This window comes from Adlercreutzia sp. (assembly GCF_056795635.1).
The window spans coordinates 15837-36280 of sequence record NZ_JBQIIT010000002.1; the positions used below are offsets into that span (position 1 = coordinate 15837).

Annotated in this window: 23 protein-coding genes and 2 tRNA genes; 4 read left to right on the top strand and 21 right to left on the bottom strand. The window is 60.5% G+C overall.

Translation table 11 applies throughout. The features are described 5' to 3' along the window. Positions 1-319 precede the first annotated feature (319 nt). The 7 genes from rplQ to infA all read right to left on the bottom strand — a co-directional run bounded on the left by rplQ (position 320) and on the right by infA (position 3835). Entirely contained in the window at positions 320-958 is a 639-nt protein-coding gene (rplQ, locus tag ACTOXK_RS01035; RefSeq protein ID WP_482278602.1) for a 50S ribosomal protein L17, read from the bottom strand. A gap of 12 nt (positions 959-970) precedes the next feature. After that, the gene (locus tag ACTOXK_RS01040; RefSeq protein ID WP_135969802.1) at positions 971-1921 is read right to left on the bottom strand and encodes a DNA-directed RNA polymerase subunit alpha; all 951 of its coding nucleotides are present in this window, start codon (positions 1919-1921) and stop codon (positions 971-973) included. A gap of 29 nt (positions 1922-1950) precedes the next feature. After that, a complete protein-coding gene (gene rpsD / locus ACTOXK_RS01045) occupies positions 1951-2547 on the bottom strand; it encodes a 30S ribosomal protein S4 (RefSeq protein ID WP_028026882.1) in 597 nt (198 codons plus the stop codon). A gap of 18 nt (positions 2548-2565) precedes the next feature. Beyond that, on the bottom strand, positions 2566-2961 hold the full coding sequence (gene rpsK, locus ACTOXK_RS01050) for a 30S ribosomal protein S11 (RefSeq protein WP_028026883.1): 396 nt from the start codon (positions 2959-2961) through the stop codon (positions 2566-2568). Positions 2962-2976: 15 nt separating this feature from the next. Next, positions 2977-3345, bottom strand: coding sequence for a 30S ribosomal protein S13 (gene rpsM / locus ACTOXK_RS01055; RefSeq protein ID WP_482277121.1), 369 nt, complete (start codon positions 3343-3345; stop codon positions 2977-2979). A 22-nt stretch (positions 3346-3367) separates the two neighbouring features. Then, positions 3368-3481, bottom strand: a complete 114-nt coding sequence (gene rpmJ / locus ACTOXK_RS01060; RefSeq protein ID WP_016309305.1) for a 50S ribosomal protein L36 — start codon at positions 3479-3481, stop codon at positions 3368-3370. Positions 3482-3616: 135 nt separating this feature from the next. Beyond that, a complete protein-coding gene (infA, locus tag ACTOXK_RS01065) occupies positions 3617-3835 on the bottom strand; it encodes a translation initiation factor IF-1 (protein WP_016309306.1) in 219 nt (72 codons plus the stop codon). A gap of 65 nt (positions 3836-3900) precedes the next feature. Here infA and ACTOXK_RS01070 point away from each other — a divergent pair, with 65 nt between their 5' ends. Beyond that, the gene (locus ACTOXK_RS01070) at positions 3901-4071 is read left to right on the top strand and encodes a hypothetical protein (RefSeq protein ID WP_482279827.1); all 171 of its coding nucleotides are present in this window, start codon (positions 3901-3903) and stop codon (positions 4069-4071) included. A 66-nt stretch (positions 4072-4137) separates the two neighbouring features. Here ACTOXK_RS01070 and ACTOXK_RS01075 read toward each other — a convergent pair whose 3' ends face one another. The 10 genes from ACTOXK_RS01075 to ACTOXK_RS01120 form a co-directional block, all read right to left on the bottom strand. Continuing rightward, positions 4138-4719, bottom strand: coding sequence for a DUF5028 domain-containing protein (locus ACTOXK_RS01075; RefSeq protein ID WP_482279310.1), 582 nt, complete (start codon positions 4717-4719; stop codon positions 4138-4140). 83 nt (positions 4720-4802) lie between these two features. Further along, positions 4803-5462: an ABC transporter ATP-binding protein gene (locus ACTOXK_RS01080; RefSeq protein WP_482277123.1), complete on the bottom strand. Its 660-nt coding sequence runs from the start codon at positions 5460-5462 to the stop codon at positions 4803-4805. After that, the gene (locus ACTOXK_RS01085; protein WP_482277124.1) at positions 5459-6295 is read right to left on the bottom strand and encodes a hypothetical protein; all 837 of its coding nucleotides are present in this window, start codon (positions 6293-6295) and stop codon (positions 5459-5461) included. The genes ACTOXK_RS01080 and ACTOXK_RS01085 overlap by 4 nt, the downstream gene beginning before the upstream one ends. A gap of 20 nt (positions 6296-6315) precedes the next feature. Beyond that, positions 6316-7182 carry a hypothetical protein gene (locus ACTOXK_RS01090; protein WP_482277125.1) on the bottom strand — a complete coding sequence of 289 codons (867 nt, stop codon included), beginning with the start codon at positions 7180-7182 and terminating at the stop codon, positions 6316-6318. Further along, entirely contained in the window at positions 7179-7886 is a 708-nt protein-coding gene (locus ACTOXK_RS01095; protein ID WP_482279309.1) for a hypothetical protein, read from the bottom strand. The genes ACTOXK_RS01090 and ACTOXK_RS01095 overlap by 4 nt, the downstream gene beginning before the upstream one ends. 1 nt (position 7887) lies before the next feature. Beyond that, complete coding sequence (locus ACTOXK_RS01100) at positions 7888-8385, bottom strand: DUF2712 domain-containing protein (RefSeq protein WP_482277127.1); 498 nt, start codon at positions 8383-8385, stop codon at positions 7888-7890. A 102-nt stretch (positions 8386-8487) separates the two neighbouring features. Next, entirely contained in the window at positions 8488-11124 is a 2637-nt protein-coding gene (locus ACTOXK_RS01105) for a LuxR C-terminal-related transcriptional regulator (RefSeq protein WP_482277128.1), read from the bottom strand. Between the two features lie 155 nt (positions 11125-11279). After that, the gene (locus tag ACTOXK_RS01110; RefSeq protein WP_482277129.1) at positions 11280-11672 is read right to left on the bottom strand and encodes a HepT-like ribonuclease domain-containing protein; all 393 of its coding nucleotides are present in this window, start codon (positions 11670-11672) and stop codon (positions 11280-11282) included. Beyond that, positions 11659-11958, bottom strand: coding sequence for a nucleotidyltransferase family protein (locus tag ACTOXK_RS01115; RefSeq protein WP_482277130.1), 300 nt, complete (start codon positions 11956-11958; stop codon positions 11659-11661). Before ACTOXK_RS01115 ends, ACTOXK_RS01110 begins: the two co-directional genes overlap by 14 nt. A 122-nt stretch (positions 11959-12080) precedes the next feature. Then, positions 12081-13358, bottom strand: a complete 1278-nt coding sequence (locus ACTOXK_RS01120; RefSeq protein ID WP_482277131.1) for a hypothetical protein — start codon at positions 13356-13358, stop codon at positions 12081-12083. Between the two features lie 249 nt (positions 13359-13607). On the opposite strand from ACTOXK_RS01120, the gene ACTOXK_RS01125 reads away from it, so the two are divergent. Further along, a tRNA-Lys gene (locus ACTOXK_RS01125) sits at positions 13608-13683 on the top strand. Between the two features lie 62 nt (positions 13684-13745). Beyond that, a tRNA-Gln gene (locus ACTOXK_RS01130) sits at positions 13746-13819 on the top strand. Positions 13820-13880: 61 nt separating this feature from the next. On the opposite strand, the gene ACTOXK_RS01135 is transcribed toward ACTOXK_RS01130, so the two are convergent. From ACTOXK_RS01135 to ACTOXK_RS01145, 3 genes are all read right to left on the bottom strand, one after another. After that, entirely contained in the window at positions 13881-15455 is a 1575-nt protein-coding gene (locus ACTOXK_RS01135; protein WP_482277132.1) for an MFS transporter, read from the bottom strand. Continuing rightward, positions 15455-15886, bottom strand: a complete 432-nt coding sequence (locus ACTOXK_RS01140; protein ID WP_482277133.1) for a universal stress protein — start codon at positions 15884-15886, stop codon at positions 15455-15457. The genes ACTOXK_RS01135 and ACTOXK_RS01140 overlap by 1 nt, the downstream gene beginning before the upstream one ends. A 186-nt stretch (positions 15887-16072) precedes the next feature. Then, positions 16073-17587 (bottom strand): helix-turn-helix transcriptional regulator, encoded by a 1515-nt coding sequence (locus ACTOXK_RS01145; RefSeq protein WP_482277134.1) that lies wholly within the window; start codon positions 17585-17587, stop codon positions 16073-16075. 261 nt (positions 17588-17848) lie between these two features. Here ACTOXK_RS01145 and ACTOXK_RS01150 point away from each other — a divergent pair, with 261 nt between their 5' ends. Continuing rightward, a complete protein-coding gene (locus ACTOXK_RS01150) occupies positions 17849-19588 on the top strand; it encodes an FAD-binding protein (protein ID WP_482277135.1) in 1740 nt (579 codons plus the stop codon). Between the two features lie 112 nt (positions 19589-19700). Here ACTOXK_RS01150 and ACTOXK_RS01155 read toward each other — a convergent pair whose 3' ends face one another. After that, positions 19701-20303, bottom strand: a complete 603-nt coding sequence (locus ACTOXK_RS01155; protein ID WP_482277136.1) for an HD family phosphohydrolase — start codon at positions 20301-20303, stop codon at positions 19701-19703. Positions 20304-20444: the final 141 nt, after the last annotated feature.

Sequence of the window (20444 nt, forward strand, 5' to 3'; positions counted from 1 at the left end):
CCGATAGTAATTGAGAGGTTGTATGCGCGTTGCCCGACTGACACCAAGCATTTTGCGACGAAAACGACGGTTCTCGTAGTTTAGATCACCCAGCAAGCACGGTTGGGCAAACACGACCTGGGGAAACATCCCCGAAAGTGCCAGGAAAACCCCTTCCCGACTACGAGAACCGTCGTTTTCGTCGCAAATCACGCTTATCGTCCGTGAAACAGAAAAGCGACCACCTTAGGGGCAGTCGCTTTTCTATATAGAACGATCTTTTCGGCGGCAACACTTGCGGCTGGTTGCCGCCGAATGCATCCGAAGTTCCCGAAGCAGCCTACTTGACGTCGGCCTGCTCCTCCTCGATCTTCTCGGCGTCGACGGTCTCGGCCTCCTTGGCGGCCTCGGCCTCAGCCTTCTCGGCCTCCTCGACGGCCTCGGCCTTCTCAGCGGCGTCCACGGCCTCGATCTGCTCGACGGTGCCGTCGTTCTCGAAGCCCAGGTCCTCGGCAAGTTCCTCGGACTTCTCCTCCTTCTTGGCAACCTTCTTGGGGGCAGCCTTCTTCGGAGCGGCCTTCTTGGCAGCAGCGGCCTGGCGCTCGGCCTTGGGCACGCAGGGCTCGGTCACGAGCTCCATGATGACCATGGGAGCATTGTCGCCCTTGCGGGGGCCGAGCTTCATGATGCGGGTGTAGCCGCCGGGACGATCCTGGAACATGCCCTGGGAGACCTTCTCGAAGATCTCGCGCACCAGTTCCTTGTCGTTCAGGTAGGCGATGGCCAGACGGCGGGAATGCAGGTCGCCGCGCTTGGCCCAGGTGATGACCTTGTCAACGTCGGGGCGGATCTCCTTAGCGCGAGCCTCCACCGTCTTGATGCGGTCGTTCAGGAACAGAGCGGCAACCAGGCTGCGCTTCATAGCCTTGGTGTGGCTCCAGTCGGTGCCGAGCTTCCGCCCCTTCTTGTTGTGTCTCATATCTCGTGTCTCCTAAAGCTTCAAATTGAGGTCCATGGAAATGAGCTTGTCCTTCACTTCCTCGATGGACTTCGCACCAAAGTTCCGAATGTTCAGCAGGTCGTTCTCGGAGAACTCGACGAGCTGGCGCACGGAGTGGATGCCCGCGCGCTTCAGGCAGTTGTAGGAGCGGACGGACAGGTCGAGGTCCTCGATCTGCTTGTCCAGCTCGGCGTTGGACTCCTGACCCTCCGGCGCGAAGATGGACGGGGCCTCGCCCTCCTCTTCCTCGCCCGTGGCGGCCAGGGCCAGAAACGCCCCCATGTACTGGTTGATGATGTTGGACGCGCGGCACACGGCCTCGGTGGGGTCGATGGAGCCGTCGGTCTCAACTTCCAGAACCAGCTTGTCGTAGTCGGTGCGCTGGCCCACGCGGGTGTCGGTCACGTTCATCGTGCAGCGACGCACCGGCGAGAACAGCGAGTCAACGTGGATGATGCCGATGGGATCCTCCGTGCGCTTGTTGCGCTCGGCGGACACATACCCGCGGCCCACCCCGATGCGGATGGTCATGTCCAGCTGGCCGCCGTCGGCCACCGTAGCAATGACGTGATCCGGGTTCACCAGGTTGAACTGGCCGGGCACCTCCAGGTCGGCACCGGTCACCGTGCAGGGGCCCTCGGCGAACACATGGGCGGTCGCCTCGTCGGCCTCGTCGGACACCTGGGAGAACACCAGGCCCTTCACGTTCAGCACGATGTCGGTGATGTCCTCGATGACGCCCTCGGCGGTGGTGAACTCATGCTGCACGCCCTCGATCTGGATAGCGGTGGCCTTCGCCCCGTCCAGCGAGGAGAGCAGCACGCGACGCATGGAGTTGCCCAGGGTGTTGCCGTAACCGCGCTCGAGCGGCTCGACGATGTATCGGGCAACGGTGTCGTTGACTTCCTCCGTAGTAACTGTAGGCCTCATGAACTCTGTCATGTGTGAGTAGCCTCCTTAATGAGCCGCGATTATTTCGAGTACAGTTCGACGATGAGCTGCTCGTTGATGTCCAGATCGATCTGGTCACGCGTCGGGAGGGACAGCACGCTGCCCTGCAGCTTCTCGATGTCGATCTCGAGCCAGGCGGGCACCTGCACGCGCTCGTTGGAGACGAGAGCGCTCTTCACGACGAGAAGCTCCTTGGCCTTGGGAGCCACAGAGACGAGCTCGCCGGCACGCACGCGGAAGGACGGGATGTCCACGCGGCGGCCGTTCACGCAGATGTGGCCGTGGGTCACCATCTGGCGGGCTTCCTTGCGGGTGCGGGCGAAGCCCAAGCGGAAGACCACGTTGTCGAGACGGGTCTCCAGGATGGTCATGAGGTTCTCACCGGTCTGACCCTGCATGGACTTGGCGCGCTTGAAGTAACCACGGAACTGCTTCTCGAGCACACCGTAGATGAACTTGGCCTTCTGCTTCTCGCGCAGCTGCATAGCGTACTCGCTCTCCTTGCGACGACGCTTCGGCTGGCGGATGGATTCCTTCTTGCTGGAGTAACCGAGCACCACAGGATCGATGCCCAGCTGACGGCAGCGCTTAAGAACCGGAGTTCTATTAATTGCCATAATGTACGATCCTTTCAGTTACACGCGACGACGCTTGCGGGGACGGCAACCGTTGTGCGGGATGGGAGTGCAGTCCTGGATGGAGGCCACTTCGAGGCCGGCAGCCTGGAGGGAGCGGATAGCGGTCTCGCGACCGGAACCCGGGCCCTTCACGAAGACGGCGACCTTCTTCAGGCCGTGCTCCATAGCCGTCTTCGCGGCGGCCTCGGCGGCCATCTGCGCGGCGAACGGCGTGGACTTACGGGAGCCCTTGAAGCCCACGGTGCCCGCGGACTGCCAGGAGATCACGTTGCCCTGAGGATCGGTGATGGAGACGATGGTGTTGTTGAACGTAGACTTGATGTGAGCGGCGCCCACGGCAATGTTCTTACGCTCGGAGCGCTTGATGCGCGTACGTACTTGCTTCTTAGCCACGGTTTGCTTACCTCACTACTTCTTCTTGCCGCCGATTTGCTTGCGCGGACCCTTGCGGGTACGAGCGTTCGTGTGCGTGCGCTGGCCGCGAACGGGCAGGCCGCGACGATGACGCAGGCCGCGATAGCAACCGATCTCCATGAGGCGCTTCACGTTCTGCGAGACCTCGCGGTGCAGGTCGCCCTCCACCTTGAGGTTCTGCTGGATGTAGTCGCGCAGCTTCGCGAGATCCTCTTCAGAGAGGTCCTTCACGCGAATGTCAGGATCAACGCCGGTATCAGCGATGATCTTCTTGGCCGTGGTCTGGCCAATACCGTAAATGTAGGTCAAGGCGATCTCAATGCGCTTATTGCGGGGAAGATCGACACCAACGAGACGTGCCATGTTTCTTAAGAGTCCTTTCTTCCTAGCCCTGACGCTGCTTATGGCGCGGATTCTCGCAGATGACGAGGATCTTGCCATGGCGTCGGATGATCTTGCACTTGTCGCACATCTTCTTGACCGAAGGACGTACCTTCATATCACTTTCCTTTCGGTATGCGGATCGTTCTATACGTGCACGCCCAGCCGCTGGCGATTGTTTTCTCAGCTGTGACCCCGCGCGAAGGATCCGGGTCTTCGCGGGAGCGTGCGCCCGATCGGGCCGTTCGGGGAACTACTTGAAGCGATAGGTGATGCGGCCGCGGTTGAGGTCGTAGACCGACAGCTCCACCGTGACACGGTCTCCGGGCAGGATCTTGATGTAGTGCATGCGCATCTTGCCGGAAATGTGGGCGAGAATGGTGTGACCGTTCTCAAGTTCCACCTTGAACATCGCGTTGGGCAGGGCTTCGAGCACCGTGCCCTCGAGTTCGATTACATCTTCTTTAGCCAAAAGTTGCTCCTCCAAGCGGACTGATAAAGCAGCAACGCAAGATGGTACCAAAGAAGCAAGCAAATTTGAAGAAGAATTTTGCACAAGGGCGTAAAAAACCAAAAAGCGGGTTTGGCTTTGAAATGACCTGCTTGTCAGGCCTGCGGTCGAGCCGCGCAGCTCTCGGAGATCAACCGGAGCCGCCAGGTATTATTCGTGCTGCCTTGCACGGCCGCCTTGTCGGCAAGAGGGAATAATAGCACAGCCGCAGAAGCGATGCAAGGGAGGCGGAACCTGCAGCCTCCCTCTCACGACATTATCCATTATCGCTCAGCCGCAAACTTAAAAAGGGTGCGCTCTGGACTGTTCGCAACAAGCATGGCAAACTCATCCCCCTCGATAGGATCGCGATGCCGGCGATCATAGGCTTCAAGATAGGCCGGAGATCCGGACAGAAAGAAAGGAACATCCATTTCGTACATTGACCCCGGCTTGAGCGCAAACGCGGTATCACCAGCCAGTTCGGGATAGGCGAGACCCAGGAGCTCCTCATCAAGTTGATAGTCTTTGCTCTTATCCGCGCCCACAATCGTATAGCGAGAAAGAGATACGCCCACTTCCGACGTTCCGTCTTCTGCTGGCGCGGCGCCCTCGTTGGCGACGACAAGCGTCACGACAAGCACGTCGGCCCTCGGCGATTCCGCCATCTCCGCCCCCTCGATATCGGAAGACGATACCCCAGCTCCAATCAAATAGTCCCTCGCCGTCATAATCCGAGCCTTTTCAACGGCAAGCTTGTATCCAGGTGCGAGGTCGTAAGCTGAATCGAAGTAATTGACTCCCAAGTCCGCCTGTTCTCCCGTTTCAAGCACTTTCGACGGCACTTCAGGAACAAGGGCGTTCACATGATACACCGCGACAGCCCACAGCGTAAGCGATGCAGTCAGAACTATTCCGCATACACCTAGCACAACACGGCTCCGAACATTCATGAGAGACCTCTCCCCGCAAATACCTCATGACCGTCGATGCGCCCTTCAGCCAGATAGTACACCTCATCAGATAGCGATTCCATCAGCTCTCGGTCATGACATGCCCACAATACAGCAGCCCCTCGCTCACGCTCTTTCAATATGAGCCGTCGCAGCATGCGCACTCCATCCCTATCCAGAGCATTACTCGGCTCGTCCAAAAGCAATACGGACGGCGACTCCATAACAGCCGCAGCAAGGCCGAGCCGCTGCTTCATTCCCAGAGAGTATTTTCGAAAAGGACGCTTATCGTCTTTCCGCAATCCAACCTCTTCCAGAACCTTATCAATAGCCTCCCCACCCACCTTATCGCGAATAGAAGCGAGGAAGTGCAAGTTCGTGCGACCCGTATAGGCGCTCAGGAACTGCGGGGATTCGATAAGAATCCCCATGCTCTCGGGAAACGCTCGATCGATGCCGACAGTCGCACCATCCACGACAATCGACCCCTCATCGGGGGTGATGAGACCCGCGATGAGACGCATAAGCATGGTCTTACCCGACCCGTTAGGCCCGGCGATTGCGACGATAGCACCATTCGAGACGCTGAGTGACACATCGTCGAGAATCGTCACCCCTCGAATGCGTTTCGTCACATGCGTTACTTCTATACTCATAGGGAATCCTCGCTTCCAAAACAACGCCTTCGATTGAATTCAATACCGCCAACAAGCATCGATGCAAGCGCTATGATTCCGCACACCGCTAGAGCCTCGGCAAGCAGCCAGCCATCCGCGACAAATGCGCCACAGCGCGCCGCCATAGAGAAGGAGCAAAATCCGATCGGCCCCACGCCGAAAGCAGACGCGACCAGCAAACCGGCAGAGGCGCCGACCCCCGCTACCGCATCGAAAAGAAAGGACAGACACAGCTGAAACAACCCGAGGGATATGGCGACTACCGCAACCGTACCCATGAAGGGGAGGGCATCATAGGGCGCTCCCTTCAGCTCCTGCCAGGGAAAATCAATAAGGTAGAGCATATCGGGCGAGACCGACCACGATAGTCCCGAGCCAGCAATCAACGAAAACAGCAGGGCGACCAGCAGCGCCGTTGTGCAAAACAGCAGCACTGATCCTGCCACCCAAACGCATTTCGCCCACCACCAAGCCCAGCGGTTCCCGCAGGCAATGAGGACCTGCTGCCCAAAACCGCACAGGCTTTCCCGTGGGTAACGCGCAAGCCCGACCACCAGCAGCAGGAAGAACACGAACCACCCGACGGGAGGTGCGAAGGCGCGATCATCACCGTCCGTGAAAGGCACACAGCCCGCGAAGTAGCCGAGCAGATAGTCGCCGAGCGTAAAGGCAACGTCGAAGGTCATTCCGTCATCTACACCGGCAAGCGCCATTCCGACCTCGAGACGCAGGGCAATGAGCATGAGGACGCAGCAAAAGGCGCATGCCGTGAGCCACATTCCCGTAGAGCGCAGCGTCGCAAGAACGTCCATGGCAAGGCATCGCAAGCACCTCACTGCTCATCCCTCCGACATCCTACCCGCATCAACAACAGGCACGCACCTGCCAGCAGCAGAACTTCGCCGGCGATGATCCAGCCGTTCTGCACGTACTGGGTGGTGTAAGCGCGAAGGTTCTCGAACAGACTTAGCTGGAAGCCCCTGATGCCGCCGAGCGCAAGGAAAATGCGCTCGTTGAGGAACTGCAGTCCATAGATAGCCACGTAGGGGATCGTCAACACAGCCACTCGATTGACGGTGAGGCAGCCCAAAAGCACCACAAAGGAAGCCCACGTGCCGCAGAGAACAAAGTCAAGCACGCAATAGGCCGCTACATAGATTCCGGGAGCCTCGTAAAACCAAGATGCCCACAGATTGTCGTGATAGATTCCCGTCGTAATAACATCGAAAACCTCTGGCACAACGGCTGGAGCGGTCGTCGCCACGAGAGCGAGGTTCACCAGTTGCGGCACGACGACCACTGTACCCCCGACGGCGAAGGCCGCAAGGGCCTTCGCCGCGAGGTAGCGCACTCGCTTCGTACGCGTGTACACCTGGTCTACATATCCAATACGGCGCTCCGATGCAAGGGACCACCCAAAAGGCACGATGGCCAATAAAGGAGCAATCCGATAGAACATGAAGCACCAAACGGTGTCACCTCCTACCGACATCCAAAAAATAAAGCAGCTGTAGGACGCAGGTGAGATGAAAACATCGTTTTCGCCAGCCGCCATCTCGTCAAGATACTGGAAAAACGAATCTCGCCCCATCACCTCTCCGGCCTCGGCGCAACAGAGGAGCAAGCCTATTCCCAAGGCAACGATGAAGTAAGGATTCGCAATAGCCTTGCGCAATTCCGTCTTCAGCAATCGTTTCACGAATGACTCCTTTTATCTTCGCACTCAAGCGCTACCCTGATTCCGCAATTTGGGTCGCCGATCCGCAAGGCAAAGGGAACGCCATCACCGGCCACGACAATACCTGAATGAAAAGTCCTTGTTTCCCCTGGTTTGAGCCGAAAGACATTCCCGTCGCCATCCTCCAGAGAGCCATCTTCTATCATGCCGTCAAAATAAATTTGGTCAAAAGCCTCAATGCCTTCCAACGATTCAAGAAAGGAGGTGCGAAAACCCTGTCTTCCGGATTTTGTGGAGCCTGGAACCGAAGAAGCATCAACGTTTTCAACGGTATAGGTCAGCAGACAAAGAGAATGCCCGTCCTGCTTCCATGTCGGGAGATAACTGGGGAGTTGAATGTCATCAACGGGAATTCCCGCTGCTTCCGGAGAATCAAACAACGTCACCTCATCTACACGAAAGCGCAGCGTGCCATCCCATTCGCCAAGAGGGCGGTAATCCAATCCGTAGCTTCTCCTGTCTGCGCTCCCTTTTCCCGCTTCTTCTGCGATTCCTTGATTGTCAAGATCAACCCATTCGCCCATAGCATATTCGGAGGAAAGAGTAGATGGCCCATCGGCGCCATTTACTCCAAACGAGAATCCAATCACTCCGATGACGGCAACGAGAATCGCTACCACCACCAGCACAACTAGCTCAGATCCGCATAAACGCACATGCACCATATCAGTCGCCATTGATAACCGCATAGGTGCGCGTGCTGTCGGGACTCCACACTCCTGAGACGTCTCCCTTGGTTGAATCCGCCCAACCAGTCAGACGCACTTTGTATCCTTGAGCCTTGCTGAGAACCCTAATGCTGCAATCCTTATTTGCGTACTTGAGAGTCGCCCTCGATTTTTCAACCACGTTCTCCCATTTGCTCCCCGTCCATCTATCGACATAAACTCGACAGCGATCACATTTCTTCACAGCAGCACGTATATAAACTGGCGCGGTATTGTCTTTTCGGCGAGACTCGCCACCATTGCTCGTTGCTCCACTTTTGCTGAACGTAAAGTAGAATTTCCTGTTGGTAGTGTTAGCGTGGGGCTGGATGGTGGAATCATCTGAAGTTGAGCCTCCATCCACCCTCTCTCCGCCTACGTCGGCAAAGGCAACACCAGATGGAGTCATAATAGCGAGAGCGATAAAACAGGAGGCAAGTTTGACGGATGGTTTCATTCTTCTTTCCTTTCTCCCAAGAGTCCGGCGGCTAGAATGGTACTGGGGAGAAGCGGAACTGTATGTCATCAGAGCTTATGAAATACCTGATGACAGATGCCGTCAATGCAAAACCCGTGCTCCGCCGCCCAGATCGAGGGCATCTTTGATGGCATTGGCAAATTGAGCTCTTGAGTTCGCGCCCAATCTTCGATACAGCATTAAGCAAGCATTGTTAACAGTGCCCCGCGACAGATACGCCCCTTCGGAAATCTGCGTCGCCGAATATCCTTGAAGAATTCCGAGTCCTACCGATACTTCGGTAGGAGAAAACCCTTTGGCCACCAGATAGGCTTCCGCGCGGATCAATTCGGGACGCCCAAAGAGCCTTGCGGTTTGCCGCAAATCGTATTCGCTTTTCGTCTCGCGGTAAAGCTTCACCTGCCCGTAAGCAACCACCACAAGCAGCACCATAGCCGCCGCAAACCCAATCATGGGAAACAGCACGTCGCTCGGGTCAAGATTATCGAAAACCCACGTGTAGTAATCCATAAGATCATTGCAGAAATTTGTCGCGATGCGGCCAAAGGTCAAGCCGACGCCCAGTGCAACCGACACCGGCCCGAGACGAGACGGTAGAAGAGGCGCCACGACAACGAGCAATCCCAGCGTAAGAAACGTCAGAACCGGCATTATCAAAGACCCCTGCCCCGCCGCAGTTACGAGAATCCCCATTGCCAACAACGCCACGGCAAACACTCGCGGCATGCCCACAAGGCGCCCCGTAAGCATCAAGGCCAAGAAAATCGTCCACGATGCGGTGAGTAACGTCGCAGCCATCGGTCGATCGAGGTCGGCCCATGCCATTTGGACGAAGAGACCGATAAACAGCACCGTCACCATAAGCCAAACTGACACTTCCAGCGATGCGGCCAGCCGATAATCACCATCATTCCTGTCGTCTTTGCTTTCAGCACTTCCTTTTACCGCCTCCGCGACCGCGAAAGCGATGCAGAGAGAAGCAACAAACGTCGCTCCCTCCACTAGCGTGTGCGATACCTCTACAACCAGCGATAACCTCAAAAACACGAGGACAACCCACAACGCTATCGCAAGGACAATCAGGGCCCGTGTGGCACCCTCTTGAACCGCAGGCTTCACACCACACCACTCCGCGATCCCGAAAAGCATAAACCCCGTTCCCAAGCCAAACACGAGAGGGGCCCCCGCAGCCACAACCGTGTCGTCGAATGCACCAGCAGGAACAAGTACCCATGCTGCCGCTATCAGGACCAAGATGCCCGCTATATTTAGTGCTGCACATGGGCGGTTCGACATCTTCACTGTAACCGCCTCGTCGTCTCCCTGCGTCTGCGCCTTCGAACGCAACCGCATTTCGCGATAGCTCTGGTAAACACTTGAAGCCTCATCACCATTGCCCAATTCGAGCTTGCGATACGCACGTTGCAAATAAGCTCGCACTGTTGACGCCCCAACGCCCATTGCAACTGCCGATTGGGCCGACGTAGAACCTGCAAGCATAAGACCCAGAGCCTGTTGCTCGCGTTCGGTGAGAGTCTTGGCCTTATCCCCGCCGAAAACATCGTGCAACTCGATTCCCGAAACGGCTTCCAACAATGATGGCCCGTTCCCACCCTTCGCTGAAGCGTCGCCAACCGAGATCTTTTCCCCCTCATCACAAAGGCGCTGTGACTCACACCGAGCATCAAAACCCTCGGCAACCAGGCCCAAAACAGCAATGACATACAGGCCGGAAAGAAGGAACCAGCCCCAGTGAGGCATCTTGTCGTACACAAGTATTGACCTACTGAGAAAATTCCATGCTATGGCTCCGAACGCATACACGGCGAGCACGCGGCAGGTCTTATCCCATCGAGGAAAAAGAGATATTTCCCTCTTGGCCCCATCGCAAGCCGCGCCGCCGTGGTCCCCGCGCAGGCGTTTCGTCAATCCAAAGCACCACATCGCAGCTAACAGAAGTGCGGCAATTCCCGGAAGCATGACAGCCGGGGAAAGACCAAATTGAGACCAGAGCATCTCACCATCAAATACCTGAGCAAGAGAAGGGACACGTGCTTCTCGATGGAACGCGGAAAATTCCAGAGGCGCCTTCGAGAACCCCGCCGTGCAGGCTAGCGCAAACACCATCGGAGACAGAATTGAGGCTCCCGCAAAGTCGTTCTTCTTCAACTGTTGATTCGCACCAGGCTTCTGGAGCCCGATCACGCAAGGAACCAACGCGCAAAGAAGCGCTGAGACAAGCAGGCAGATTTTGCCGTACTCCTCCACGAGGAGACGCCAAGGCGTATCGAAAACGAGGTTTACCGGAAAAGGGAGAAAGCATGCCTCCCCTGCATGGGGGTGAAGAGGCATCGCGTCGTATATGATTTCGGGATCGCATTCGAGCGCAACGGGAAGACTAGCCAGTTCGGCCGCACTGATTGCAATGGCCAGCAGCCATCCGACCGCGAAAAGAGCAGCTATGGCTGCTTTTACCCAGAAGCGAGTCGCCAAGAATTTTTTGACCCTATCATGCAAAACAGTGGTTGCAGCAGAACTCCAGGCTGCGCCAAGCAAACAACCGATCAACAAGCCGAGAGCGACCCAACCGTAAAACCCTGTGAGAACAGGGCCCCTATAGGGTTCTGCAAGAAAGAAGGGTGTCGCGGTGAGCGCCGCAAACCAGAAAACCCATGCCGTGCCGATGGCCGCCTTCCCCGCAGTACCCATGCGCGTCATATGTCACTGACCCTCCACCAGTTTGCTCTCTACACCTCTTCGTCAATATGACAAGTATATTATTGGGCCGCATCGCACCAGAGCGCCTCGATCACCATTGACCTCTCTCGACTCAGAATAACATAGGAGCACCATCCATCGACGAAATTCCGACCTTACACTCTTTCCTGAAGAAGCAGCGGGGCATTATCATCCCAGTATCGCCGAAGAAGCTGGGCGAGGTGGGGAATATCGGTGCTCGCGACATGCCATGCGATAGCCCGGTCAACTTCGCGATAACCGTGGGCCACAAAGTTCCGAAAGCCCTTGATCTGCCGCCACGGGTAGTCAGGGAAGGCGCCTACCACCTCTTCTGACAGATGGACGACGTCCTCTGCGATGCGGTAGACGGGACTCATCGCGGCGTCGTAGGCCAGCTCGCCATCTTCCGAGCGATCGTTCACGAACTTCTCTTGGTCAAGGGAAAAGCGCTCGATACGGCTTGCGAGCGTTCTCGTATCTTCCAGGATAACGCTGATGAGATCGAGGTCGCGCTCAAGCTGCCTCATAGAGCAGCACCTCGTCTCGCTGCATGCGCTTCCGGAAAGCCGGACGCATAAATTCAAGCGGATTGGTCACAATCTCGACGGCGCGGCCCAAGCGAGCCTCCAAAGATTCCTGGATATCGAGCAGGTCACCGTAGTTGATTTCCGGACCGCACTCGAGCCTCACATCGACATCGCTTTGAGGCCCCTCCTCGCCCCGGGCAAAAGAGCCGAACAGGTATACCGCACGAACATCATAGGGTGCAACTGCATCCCTCAAGGCCTCTGTTATGTGTTCGACCGTCAGCATGCAAAGAGTATATCATGGGAACGCTGCGAGGCGCACCCTCTCGGCAATGCGACTCTGACCCGAAAACCGCAATGTCAACCCACCGAGCAGGAACACCAAAGGCTGGCGCGGGCGGCCCTTCCCTACTCCCCCAGGTACTCCTTCTGGCGCTGGCGGGCGAGTTGGAGGCCGCGGGCGACGAAACCCTGGCCGAACACCTCGCGGATCTTCCAGGCGTAGCGGGTCTCGGGCTCATCGAACTTGCGGCGCTGAAAGGCCAGGCAGGCAGCCACCTCGTCCCCGAAACCGGCGTAGAACTCCTCCATGGCATCGATCAGCCGCTTGGCGGCCTTCACCACCGAGTACGCGCTGCCGTCGGGCATGACGATCTTCACGGTCTTCAAGTCGTAGTGGGCGGCGTTCTTGAAGTTCTGCACGGCCTGCACCTGGTCTTTGGGGGTGAGGCGCGGGCCCTCCACTGAGGCGGCCCACACCAAGAACAACTGGCTGAACAGCACATCCCGCTCGTCGATGCCGGCGCGCACCAGGGGGTTCAGATCCACCATGCGCAGCTCGATATGGCTGATGCCCTCCTTCAGGCCCGCGAGGCTGTAGGGGCCAAAGCCCTTCAAGCGGATGGGATAGTACAGCTCGGAGGGATAGCGGATCATGCCCTCGTCGATGTAGGCCTGGATGGAATCGGCATAGGCCGACGCGCTGGCATAGTCCAGCACGGGCGCGAAGAAGTTCCAATAGCCCAGCTCCGAGCAGCGCACCGTGGCCAGGCCCTGGAACAGATCGCCGCCGATCTTGCCCTTCTCCACGTAAGAGGAATCCATGACGGGGCTCGCGGCCATGACGGCCGTGAGGATCCAGCCCCAGGTGACGCAGTTCTCGGCCAGGCGCATGTACAAATCGTCGCGGTAGGCATCGAAGTCCTCGCCACCGGTGAGGGCGAAATCGGCCCGCAGGAGGCTCTCGGCGAAGGAATAGTTCAGGTGAATGCCGGAAAACGCCATCTTGTAGCGGCCGTAACGATCGGAGAGGTACTCGCGGTAGGCGGTCTTGTCGGCGTCGTCGCCGTAGTACTGGGCGATGGGGATGTCCTTCTCCCCCAGGATATAGGGCGGGTTCGAGAACGGCCACAAAAGCTCCCGTTCCGGCAGGTTCGCGACGGCCCGCTGCACGACGGCGTTGTAGTGCTCCAGCGAGGCGATGGCCGCCGCCGGCGTGGGACACACCGGGGTGTTCACCTCCACCTGGTTCTCGGAGAAGTCGCGCACGATGTGCACATCGTCGGCGAAGTCGGCCGGTGTGTGGGCCAGAAAGCCGCCGCCATCGATGCGCAGGGATTCCTTCTCCAGGCCGAAGCCACCCTCCAGAAGATGCGGACGAACCGATTCGTGATGGGCATGCAGCATAGTTGCCTCCCCGGATGTGTGACGGGCGCCGCCGAGCGCCCCAAGCGGCGGCCACCGGCCCCGCTTTTCTTGATGTTCGCCATTAAGTTTAGCAGGTGCGCCCCATCTCAAGGCTCCTCATCCGCCCCTTCGCCACGATTTCGCAATATGCGGGAGGAAATCGATTAAGTGCCATCTGGCCCGAACGCCGGGGAACACCATTGACCGCAAAGGGCCTGAAGGGTAGACTATACGCTTGCGTGAAGCGACGGGCCTTTAGCTCAGTCGGTAGAGCAGGGGACTTTTAATCCCAAGGTCGCGGGTTCGATCCCCGCAGGGCCCACCACCTTTTCGCCGCACCGCGTTTCGCACCGGCAGTCATCCGGCGCTCGCGCATCGTTTTGGCACTGGGGTATCGTCCAACGGCAGGACTCTGGTTTTTGGTACCAGCTACCTAGGTTCGAATCCTAGTACCCCAGCCACTTTCTTCCCCCTTTCAACAATGAAAGCATTCCCAGGTCGTGCGAGATGGGAATTCAAGCCCTACCGGGCTCCCTTCTCGGTTTTCGCGACGACGAGGAACAACGCCATGGCCGCAGCCCCCACTACGGCCATGGCCAGGTACAGGTTTCCGTAGCCGATGAGCGGGGCCACCACGCCCAGCAGAATGGGACCCACGCCCACCCCCACGTCGAGCAGCATGTAGAAGGTGGCGTTGGCCACCGACAGACGCGCGTCGCTCGTCACGCGCACGGCCATGGCCAGCCCGCACGACTGCACGGTGCCTACGCCGAAGCCGAGCAGAGCCGCCGCGCCGAGCATCATCCCGTCGTTGGCGGCGAAGGCGAGCACGACCATGCCCAGGACAAAGGATACAAAGGCCGGCACCATGACGGGGTGGGGCCCCACGCGGTCGAAGGCGCGGCCGGTGAAGGGGCGCGTGGCGAACATGGCCAGGGCGTACACCACGAAGAACACGCTAGCCGCCCGGTCCAGGCCGATCTCGGTGGCGTAGGGCGTGAGGAACGTGAGCAAGCTGGAATAGCCGAAGAACAGAAGGCCGCACACCACGGCAATGGGCAGCACGCCGGCCTCCACGAAGCGCGCGAGCGGCGAATGCTCCACCTTCGCAGTGACCACCTCTTCCAGATGGGTGGAAGGCACGCGGCAGCAGGCCGGGCAATCGTCGTCGGTGCCGGCACAAACCGGGCAGACGGCGCCCGCTACCGCGTCCTGGGCGGGCGCCGCGAGAGCTTCCGCCGCAGACGTATCGGCAACTCGAGCGTCGGCAACCCGGACCTCGTCGGCGGCGGAAGCGGCCCTCTCGCGTGCCTCTTCCAGAGGGGCGGCTGCCAGGGCACCAGCCGCCGCGTCGTCGGCCGCGTCCATCTCGGCCACCGCCGATGCAGCATTCCCCCGCACCTTCGTGGAAGACGCCGGGCGCAGGAGCAGCGCCGCGGGAATGGAGAGGGCCACGAGCACGCTCGCCACCGCGAACACCACCGGGTAGCCGAAGTTGTTCGCCAGGAAAATACCGGCGAAGGGACCGATGGCGCTGCCCAGGGTGATGGACAGCATGAAGTAGCCGATGCCCTCGCCCTTGCGCTCGGGGGGCACCACGCTCGTAATGACCGTGGCGACGGTGGTGGAGCACACGCCGTAGGCGAACCCGTGGGCCAAGCGCACCCCGATAAGAGCGCCCACCGGCTCGTTCAGCAGGTAGAGCGCTGTGAGGGCCACCTCCGCGATGCAGCCGACCACAAGCAGAGGCATGCGCCCGAAATGCTCCATCATCGGCGCGGCGGCAAAGCGCGAGAACAGCGTGCCCACGATGAAGGCGCTGGCGCAGAAGGCGGCCACGGCGGCCGGAGCCTGGTACACCGCGAGCGCGTAGGCGGTCATGACCACCATGAGCATGAAGTAGTTGCCCGCGATGAAGAAGTTCAAGCAGGTGCCCGCGATGAAGTTGCGGGTCCACAGGGGTTGGGGCTCAGGCTTGGCGCAGGGCGCAGCAGACGGGGGCGCCGCCTTGGCGCGGGCGGCGGAGCGGGCGGAGCGAAGATCCGACGGAGCGGCGGAGGTTGCGGCCGCGGGGGTCGCGGAGGCGGGAGAAGCCATTAGCGGCAATCGCCTTCTTTCGCGATGAGCACGGTCATGGGCGATTCCTTGGTGACCGCGTAGCTGACCGAGCCGAGGAAGCCCTTCACACCGCCCTGGCCGCGGCTGCCCATGATGATGAGGTCGCAGCCCTCGTCCCGAGCGCAGTTCACAATGAGATCGGCCGGCGAGGTGCCCTTGAGAATCTTCACCTCCGCGGGGTTCGCCATGGCCTCGGCGATGGCCTGAAGCTCGGCGCGCACAGCCATGGCGTCGTCCGCCATCACCGTGTCCATGCCGGCCGCCGCCGAACCTGACGAGAACAGCCGCATGACATGCACCAGCACCACTTCCACCGCAGGGTTCTGGGCGGCTATCTCGCCCATCACCTCCAAGGCGCGGTGCGACGGCGCGCTTCCGTCATAGGCCACCAGTATCTTCTTGCACCACATGGGGCATCCTTTCTGTCGGCAAATCTGCCAGAACGGCTATCAAGCTCACCAAGCATTGTAGCCCCGCCCCCGGGCCCCCACGGATTCTTTGCAAAGTTGTTGAAAAGACCGGCGCCAGCCGCTTCCCTCACACCTGCCCCCCTGTAGACAGCGAGCCCGCAACGGCAGGAGGCGCCGAAAAGCCCCCTACTCTCCCGCCGCTTCCACCACATCGATGAGCTCCTGCTGGGAGTGCACCCCCAGCTTCGCGTAGATGTTCTGCACGTGGGTCTTCACCGTGTTGCGCGACAGCACCAACTTCTCCTGGATGTAGGCGGCGTTGCGCCCGTGGGCCAGAAGCGAAAGAATCTCACTCTCGCGCGGCGTGAGGCCGAAGGACGTCGACGTCTCGGCGCACCGGCCTTCCAGCGCATCGACCACAGGTTCCAAGGCGACCGACGAGCGCGACGGCGCTTCGAAGCCTGCGGTGGCCATTCCCACAAGGCCGCCATCGACCTTGCCTGTGCCACTGGGCGACCCCGTACCCACGCGCAGCGGCGCTACAGCCTCCACCCCGTCGATGGTGTCTTGGAAGCTGAACCCCTTAAGCGCCGTGAAATTCGCCGCCAGAAAGCCAAACAACACCACCGCCACGAGGGTGGAGATGGCGAGACTCCCCTCCAAGGCCCCCGTCCAATGCCCGAAGGTCGCGCCGCACAGAAGCCCGAAAGACGAGGCGGCGCGCCCCCACGCGAACACGGCCAAGGCATTCACCTTGTTGCGCGCGCCGATGGAGGCGAGCGCGAACCACATGAGCACCTCAAAGCACTCGCTACCCGCGAACAAAAGACCGTTCACCAGCGCCGCATGGGCCACGTCCACACGCCCGTTGAGCACGATGATGGAGAGGAATCCCGCTGTTACGAGCAGGGCGGCCGCCTCGTAGAGGATGTCGGCCTTGGGCTGGCGCGGCAGCAGGGCCAAGACGAGCAGAAGACCTAGGGGGATAACGCCGAGCATCGTGGTCTGGGGCGCCCCGTCCACCGTCTCGAAGGTGAGCGCAAAGCCGTAGGCGATCCGGAAAACGAAGATGGCCACGAACAGCCCGTGGGCGAAGGGCAGATAAGAGGCGGGCTGGGTGATAGACGTCTCCCGGGCGGGCGCCGCGCCGCCCATGACGGCGAGCATTTCAAGCGCGAGGGGACGGCAGACGGCGTACATCACGAACATGATGGACACCAGCACCGCCACGGCCACATCGGCCCCCATGAAGGAGAACGGGATGCGCAGAAGATAGCTGAGGCCGAACGCCGAGGCGATGCACAGCATACACGAGCGCCGCCCCAGCGTGCACAGGGAAATACCCGCGAGCACCACGATCCAGCGGGACCCGACCGACCGCAGGCACGAGCCCGCTATGAGCATGAGCGGATTGCACTGCCACAGGCCGATCAGGATGAGCATGTAGCCCAAGGAGTAGAGAGCCAGAGATGTCAGGGTCATCGGCCCCTCTTTGATGGAGGACGGGCGATTCAGCGCCCATACGGCGAGCACGGTCAGCGTGGCCACGCCCACCGCCGAGGATATATCGCGCGCCTCGGGGGCCAAGCCGATGAAGTGGGGGTACAGGTACACGTTGGTAAGCCAGGTGCCGAACACCTCGGCCGTCAGGGCCACCAGGCAGCGCAACCAGGCGCCGCGAACCGTTGTCGTGGAATGCAAGGCGCCCCTTCCTCCCCGTTGTCTGGCACCGGGGGCAAGCGTATCCCATTTCACCCCTTCTTGACAAGGAGAAATGCCCGATCTGGTACCAGCGGGGTGAGAGGCTTTCCCGCGAAATCCAGCGGCAAAATGGTCCTCCCGTGGCGAAGACAAGCGGCGGCTCGCGGAGCATGATGCAACCAATCGATGCACCGGCCCCACGGGAGAGGGCCGACGCCGGGACTCAAGCCCCGCGGGCATCCTGAACCCAAGGAGGGACCCATGAAATCTCTGAGCACGAACGTTTCCCGTCGCAGCTTCCTCACCGGCGCCACCGCCGCCGGCGCACTCGCGGCCCTGGGCCTGGCCGGCTGCGCGCCCCAGACAACCGCCGGCTCTCCGACGGCTGCCGACGCAGCTGCAGAGGGCGAGGCCCTGGCTGCCACTGGCACCGACTGGCTCGGCGCCGCCCCCGAGATCGCCGAGGGCGACATCGTCGAAATCCGCGACACCGAGCTGCTCATCGTCGGCGCCGGCAACGGCGGCATGGCCGCCGCGGCCACGGCGGCCGATCTGGGACTCGACTTCACCCTGTGCGAGAAGACCGGCTCCATCCAGCGCACCCGCCACTGGTTCGGCGCCATCAACACCGCCTATACCAAGGCCGCCGGTGCCGAGGTCGACAAGGCCAAGCTGCTCAACGAGTTCACCCGCTACGCTTCCAACCAGGCCGACCAGCGCGTCGTGCGCGTGTGGATCGATGAATCCGCCGAGGTGACCGACTGGCTCGATCCCATTCTCACGGCTGCGGGCATGACCTGCGCCTTCGATAACAACGTCGACCACGCCACCGGCGGCACCGACTACAACATCTTCCCCATGGAGCACTATTATTCGGGCACCGACGCGGCCGGTGAGAAGCTGGAGCGCAACAAGGTGCTGCTCGCCTACATCAACGAGCGCGGTTACGACGTCACCTACAACCACAGCCTGGCCAAGCTCGTGCAAGACGACACCGGCAAGGTGGCGGGCGCCATCTTCGAGACCCCCGACGGCTACGTGCAGATCAATGCCGCGAAGGGCGTGCTGCTGACCACGGGCGGCTACGTTTCCAACGCCGATATGCTGCGCGCCTGCAACCCCATGGTGGAACGCTGCGTCACCCTGCAGTACGGCTCGCCGAACAACACCGGCGACGGCATCAAGGCCGCCATGCACATCGGCGCCCAGAAGGATGCCATCGGCGCGCCCATGATCTTCGACCGCGGCGCCGTGCTCCCCGGCGAGAACGCCGGCATCGTGAGCGACCCGGGCGAGCCCGCCACCTTCATCGGCACCGACAAGCAGTTCAACCTGGGCAGCCAGCCGCTCATGAAGGTGGCGCGCGACGGCAAGCGCTTCGTGAACGAATCCACTCCCTACGACTTCTGCTGCTTCGCCGCTGCGGCCAACGAGGGCGGCGTGTTCTGCCAGGTGTTCGATTCCAACTTGAAGGAGGACGTGAAGCGCTTCAACACCATCGGCTGCTCGCGCCAGACCCAGCAGCTTCTCGCAGCTGAGGCTAACACCTCGCTCGACGAGATTTATGCCGACCAGCTGGAGAAGGGCACCATGGTGAAGGCCGATACCCTTGACGAGCTGGCCGACAAGCTCGGCTTTGCCGATGAGGCCAAGGAGGCCTTTCTCACCGAGGTGGACAAGTACAACGGCTTCTTCGACGCCCAGAAGGACACCGATTTCGGCAAGGAGGCCTACCGCCTGTCCGAGCTGCGCCAAGCGCCCTTCTACGGCATCTGGTACGGCGGCTCCATCCTGACCACGGTGGACGGCCTGCGCATCAACCCCGACATGCAGGTGCTCAACGAGCAGGGCCATGTGATCGAGGGCCTCTACGCCGCCGGCGACTGCTCCGGCTCGGTGTTCGCCAACAACTACCCCGAGTACATTGTGGGCTGCGCCTGCGGCCGCACCATCACTTTCAGCCGCCACGCCGTGCGCCACATGGCCGGCGACCTCTCCTAAGCGGGGAAATGCAGGCGGCCGGTGCCTCCCTCCCTCGCCGACCGCCGCTTTCTTATAGATCGGAGCCCTGGCGCGTCATCGCACCGGGGCTCCGTCGCTTTTAGGCTGCTCCCTACCCGGCTGCCACGAAGGTATCGCGGTCGGGGGCGAAGGACTGCATGGCCTCGATGGTGCGGGCGAACAGCTCGTCCAACTCCCAGCCGAGCATTTCCGCGCCGCTCGCGATGACCTCGCGGCTCACGCCGGCGGCGAAGCGCTTGTCCTTGTACTTCTTCTTGAGTGACTTCACGTTGAAGTCCATGACCGACTTACTCGGCCGCATGACAACGGCCGCGCCGATGAGGCCCGTAAGCTCCTCGGTGGCGAAAAGGATCTTCTCCATTTGCAGCTCGGGCTTGGGCAGCTCGGGGTTGAAGTCGGAGGTGTGGGACTGAATGGCGCGGATAAGCTCCGGCGTGCCGCCGGCGGCCTCGATGAGCGGCGCGGCGTACAGGGTGTGCTTCTCGGGCTCGTCGTCGTGCTCCTCCCAGTCCAGATCGTGCAACAGCCCCACGATGCCCCAGAAATCCTCGTTCTCCGGATCGTACTCGCGGGCAAAGTAGCGCATGGTCTGCTCCACGGTCTCGCCGTGCTCGATATGGAAGGGATCCTTGTTGTGGGCGGCCAGAAGTGCGGCGGCCTCGTCGCGGGTCATGCCGGCGGACAGTGCGCTCACAGGCGCCTCCTCTCGTCTCGTGTTTTCGCCTGGGAACACTATAGCGCCTCCCATGGCGCACGGCCGTTGGAATTCACCCCACAAAGAGCAGGGCGCCGCTGGAGATGCCTCCAACGACGCCCCGAAAACGTTGCGCGAGGC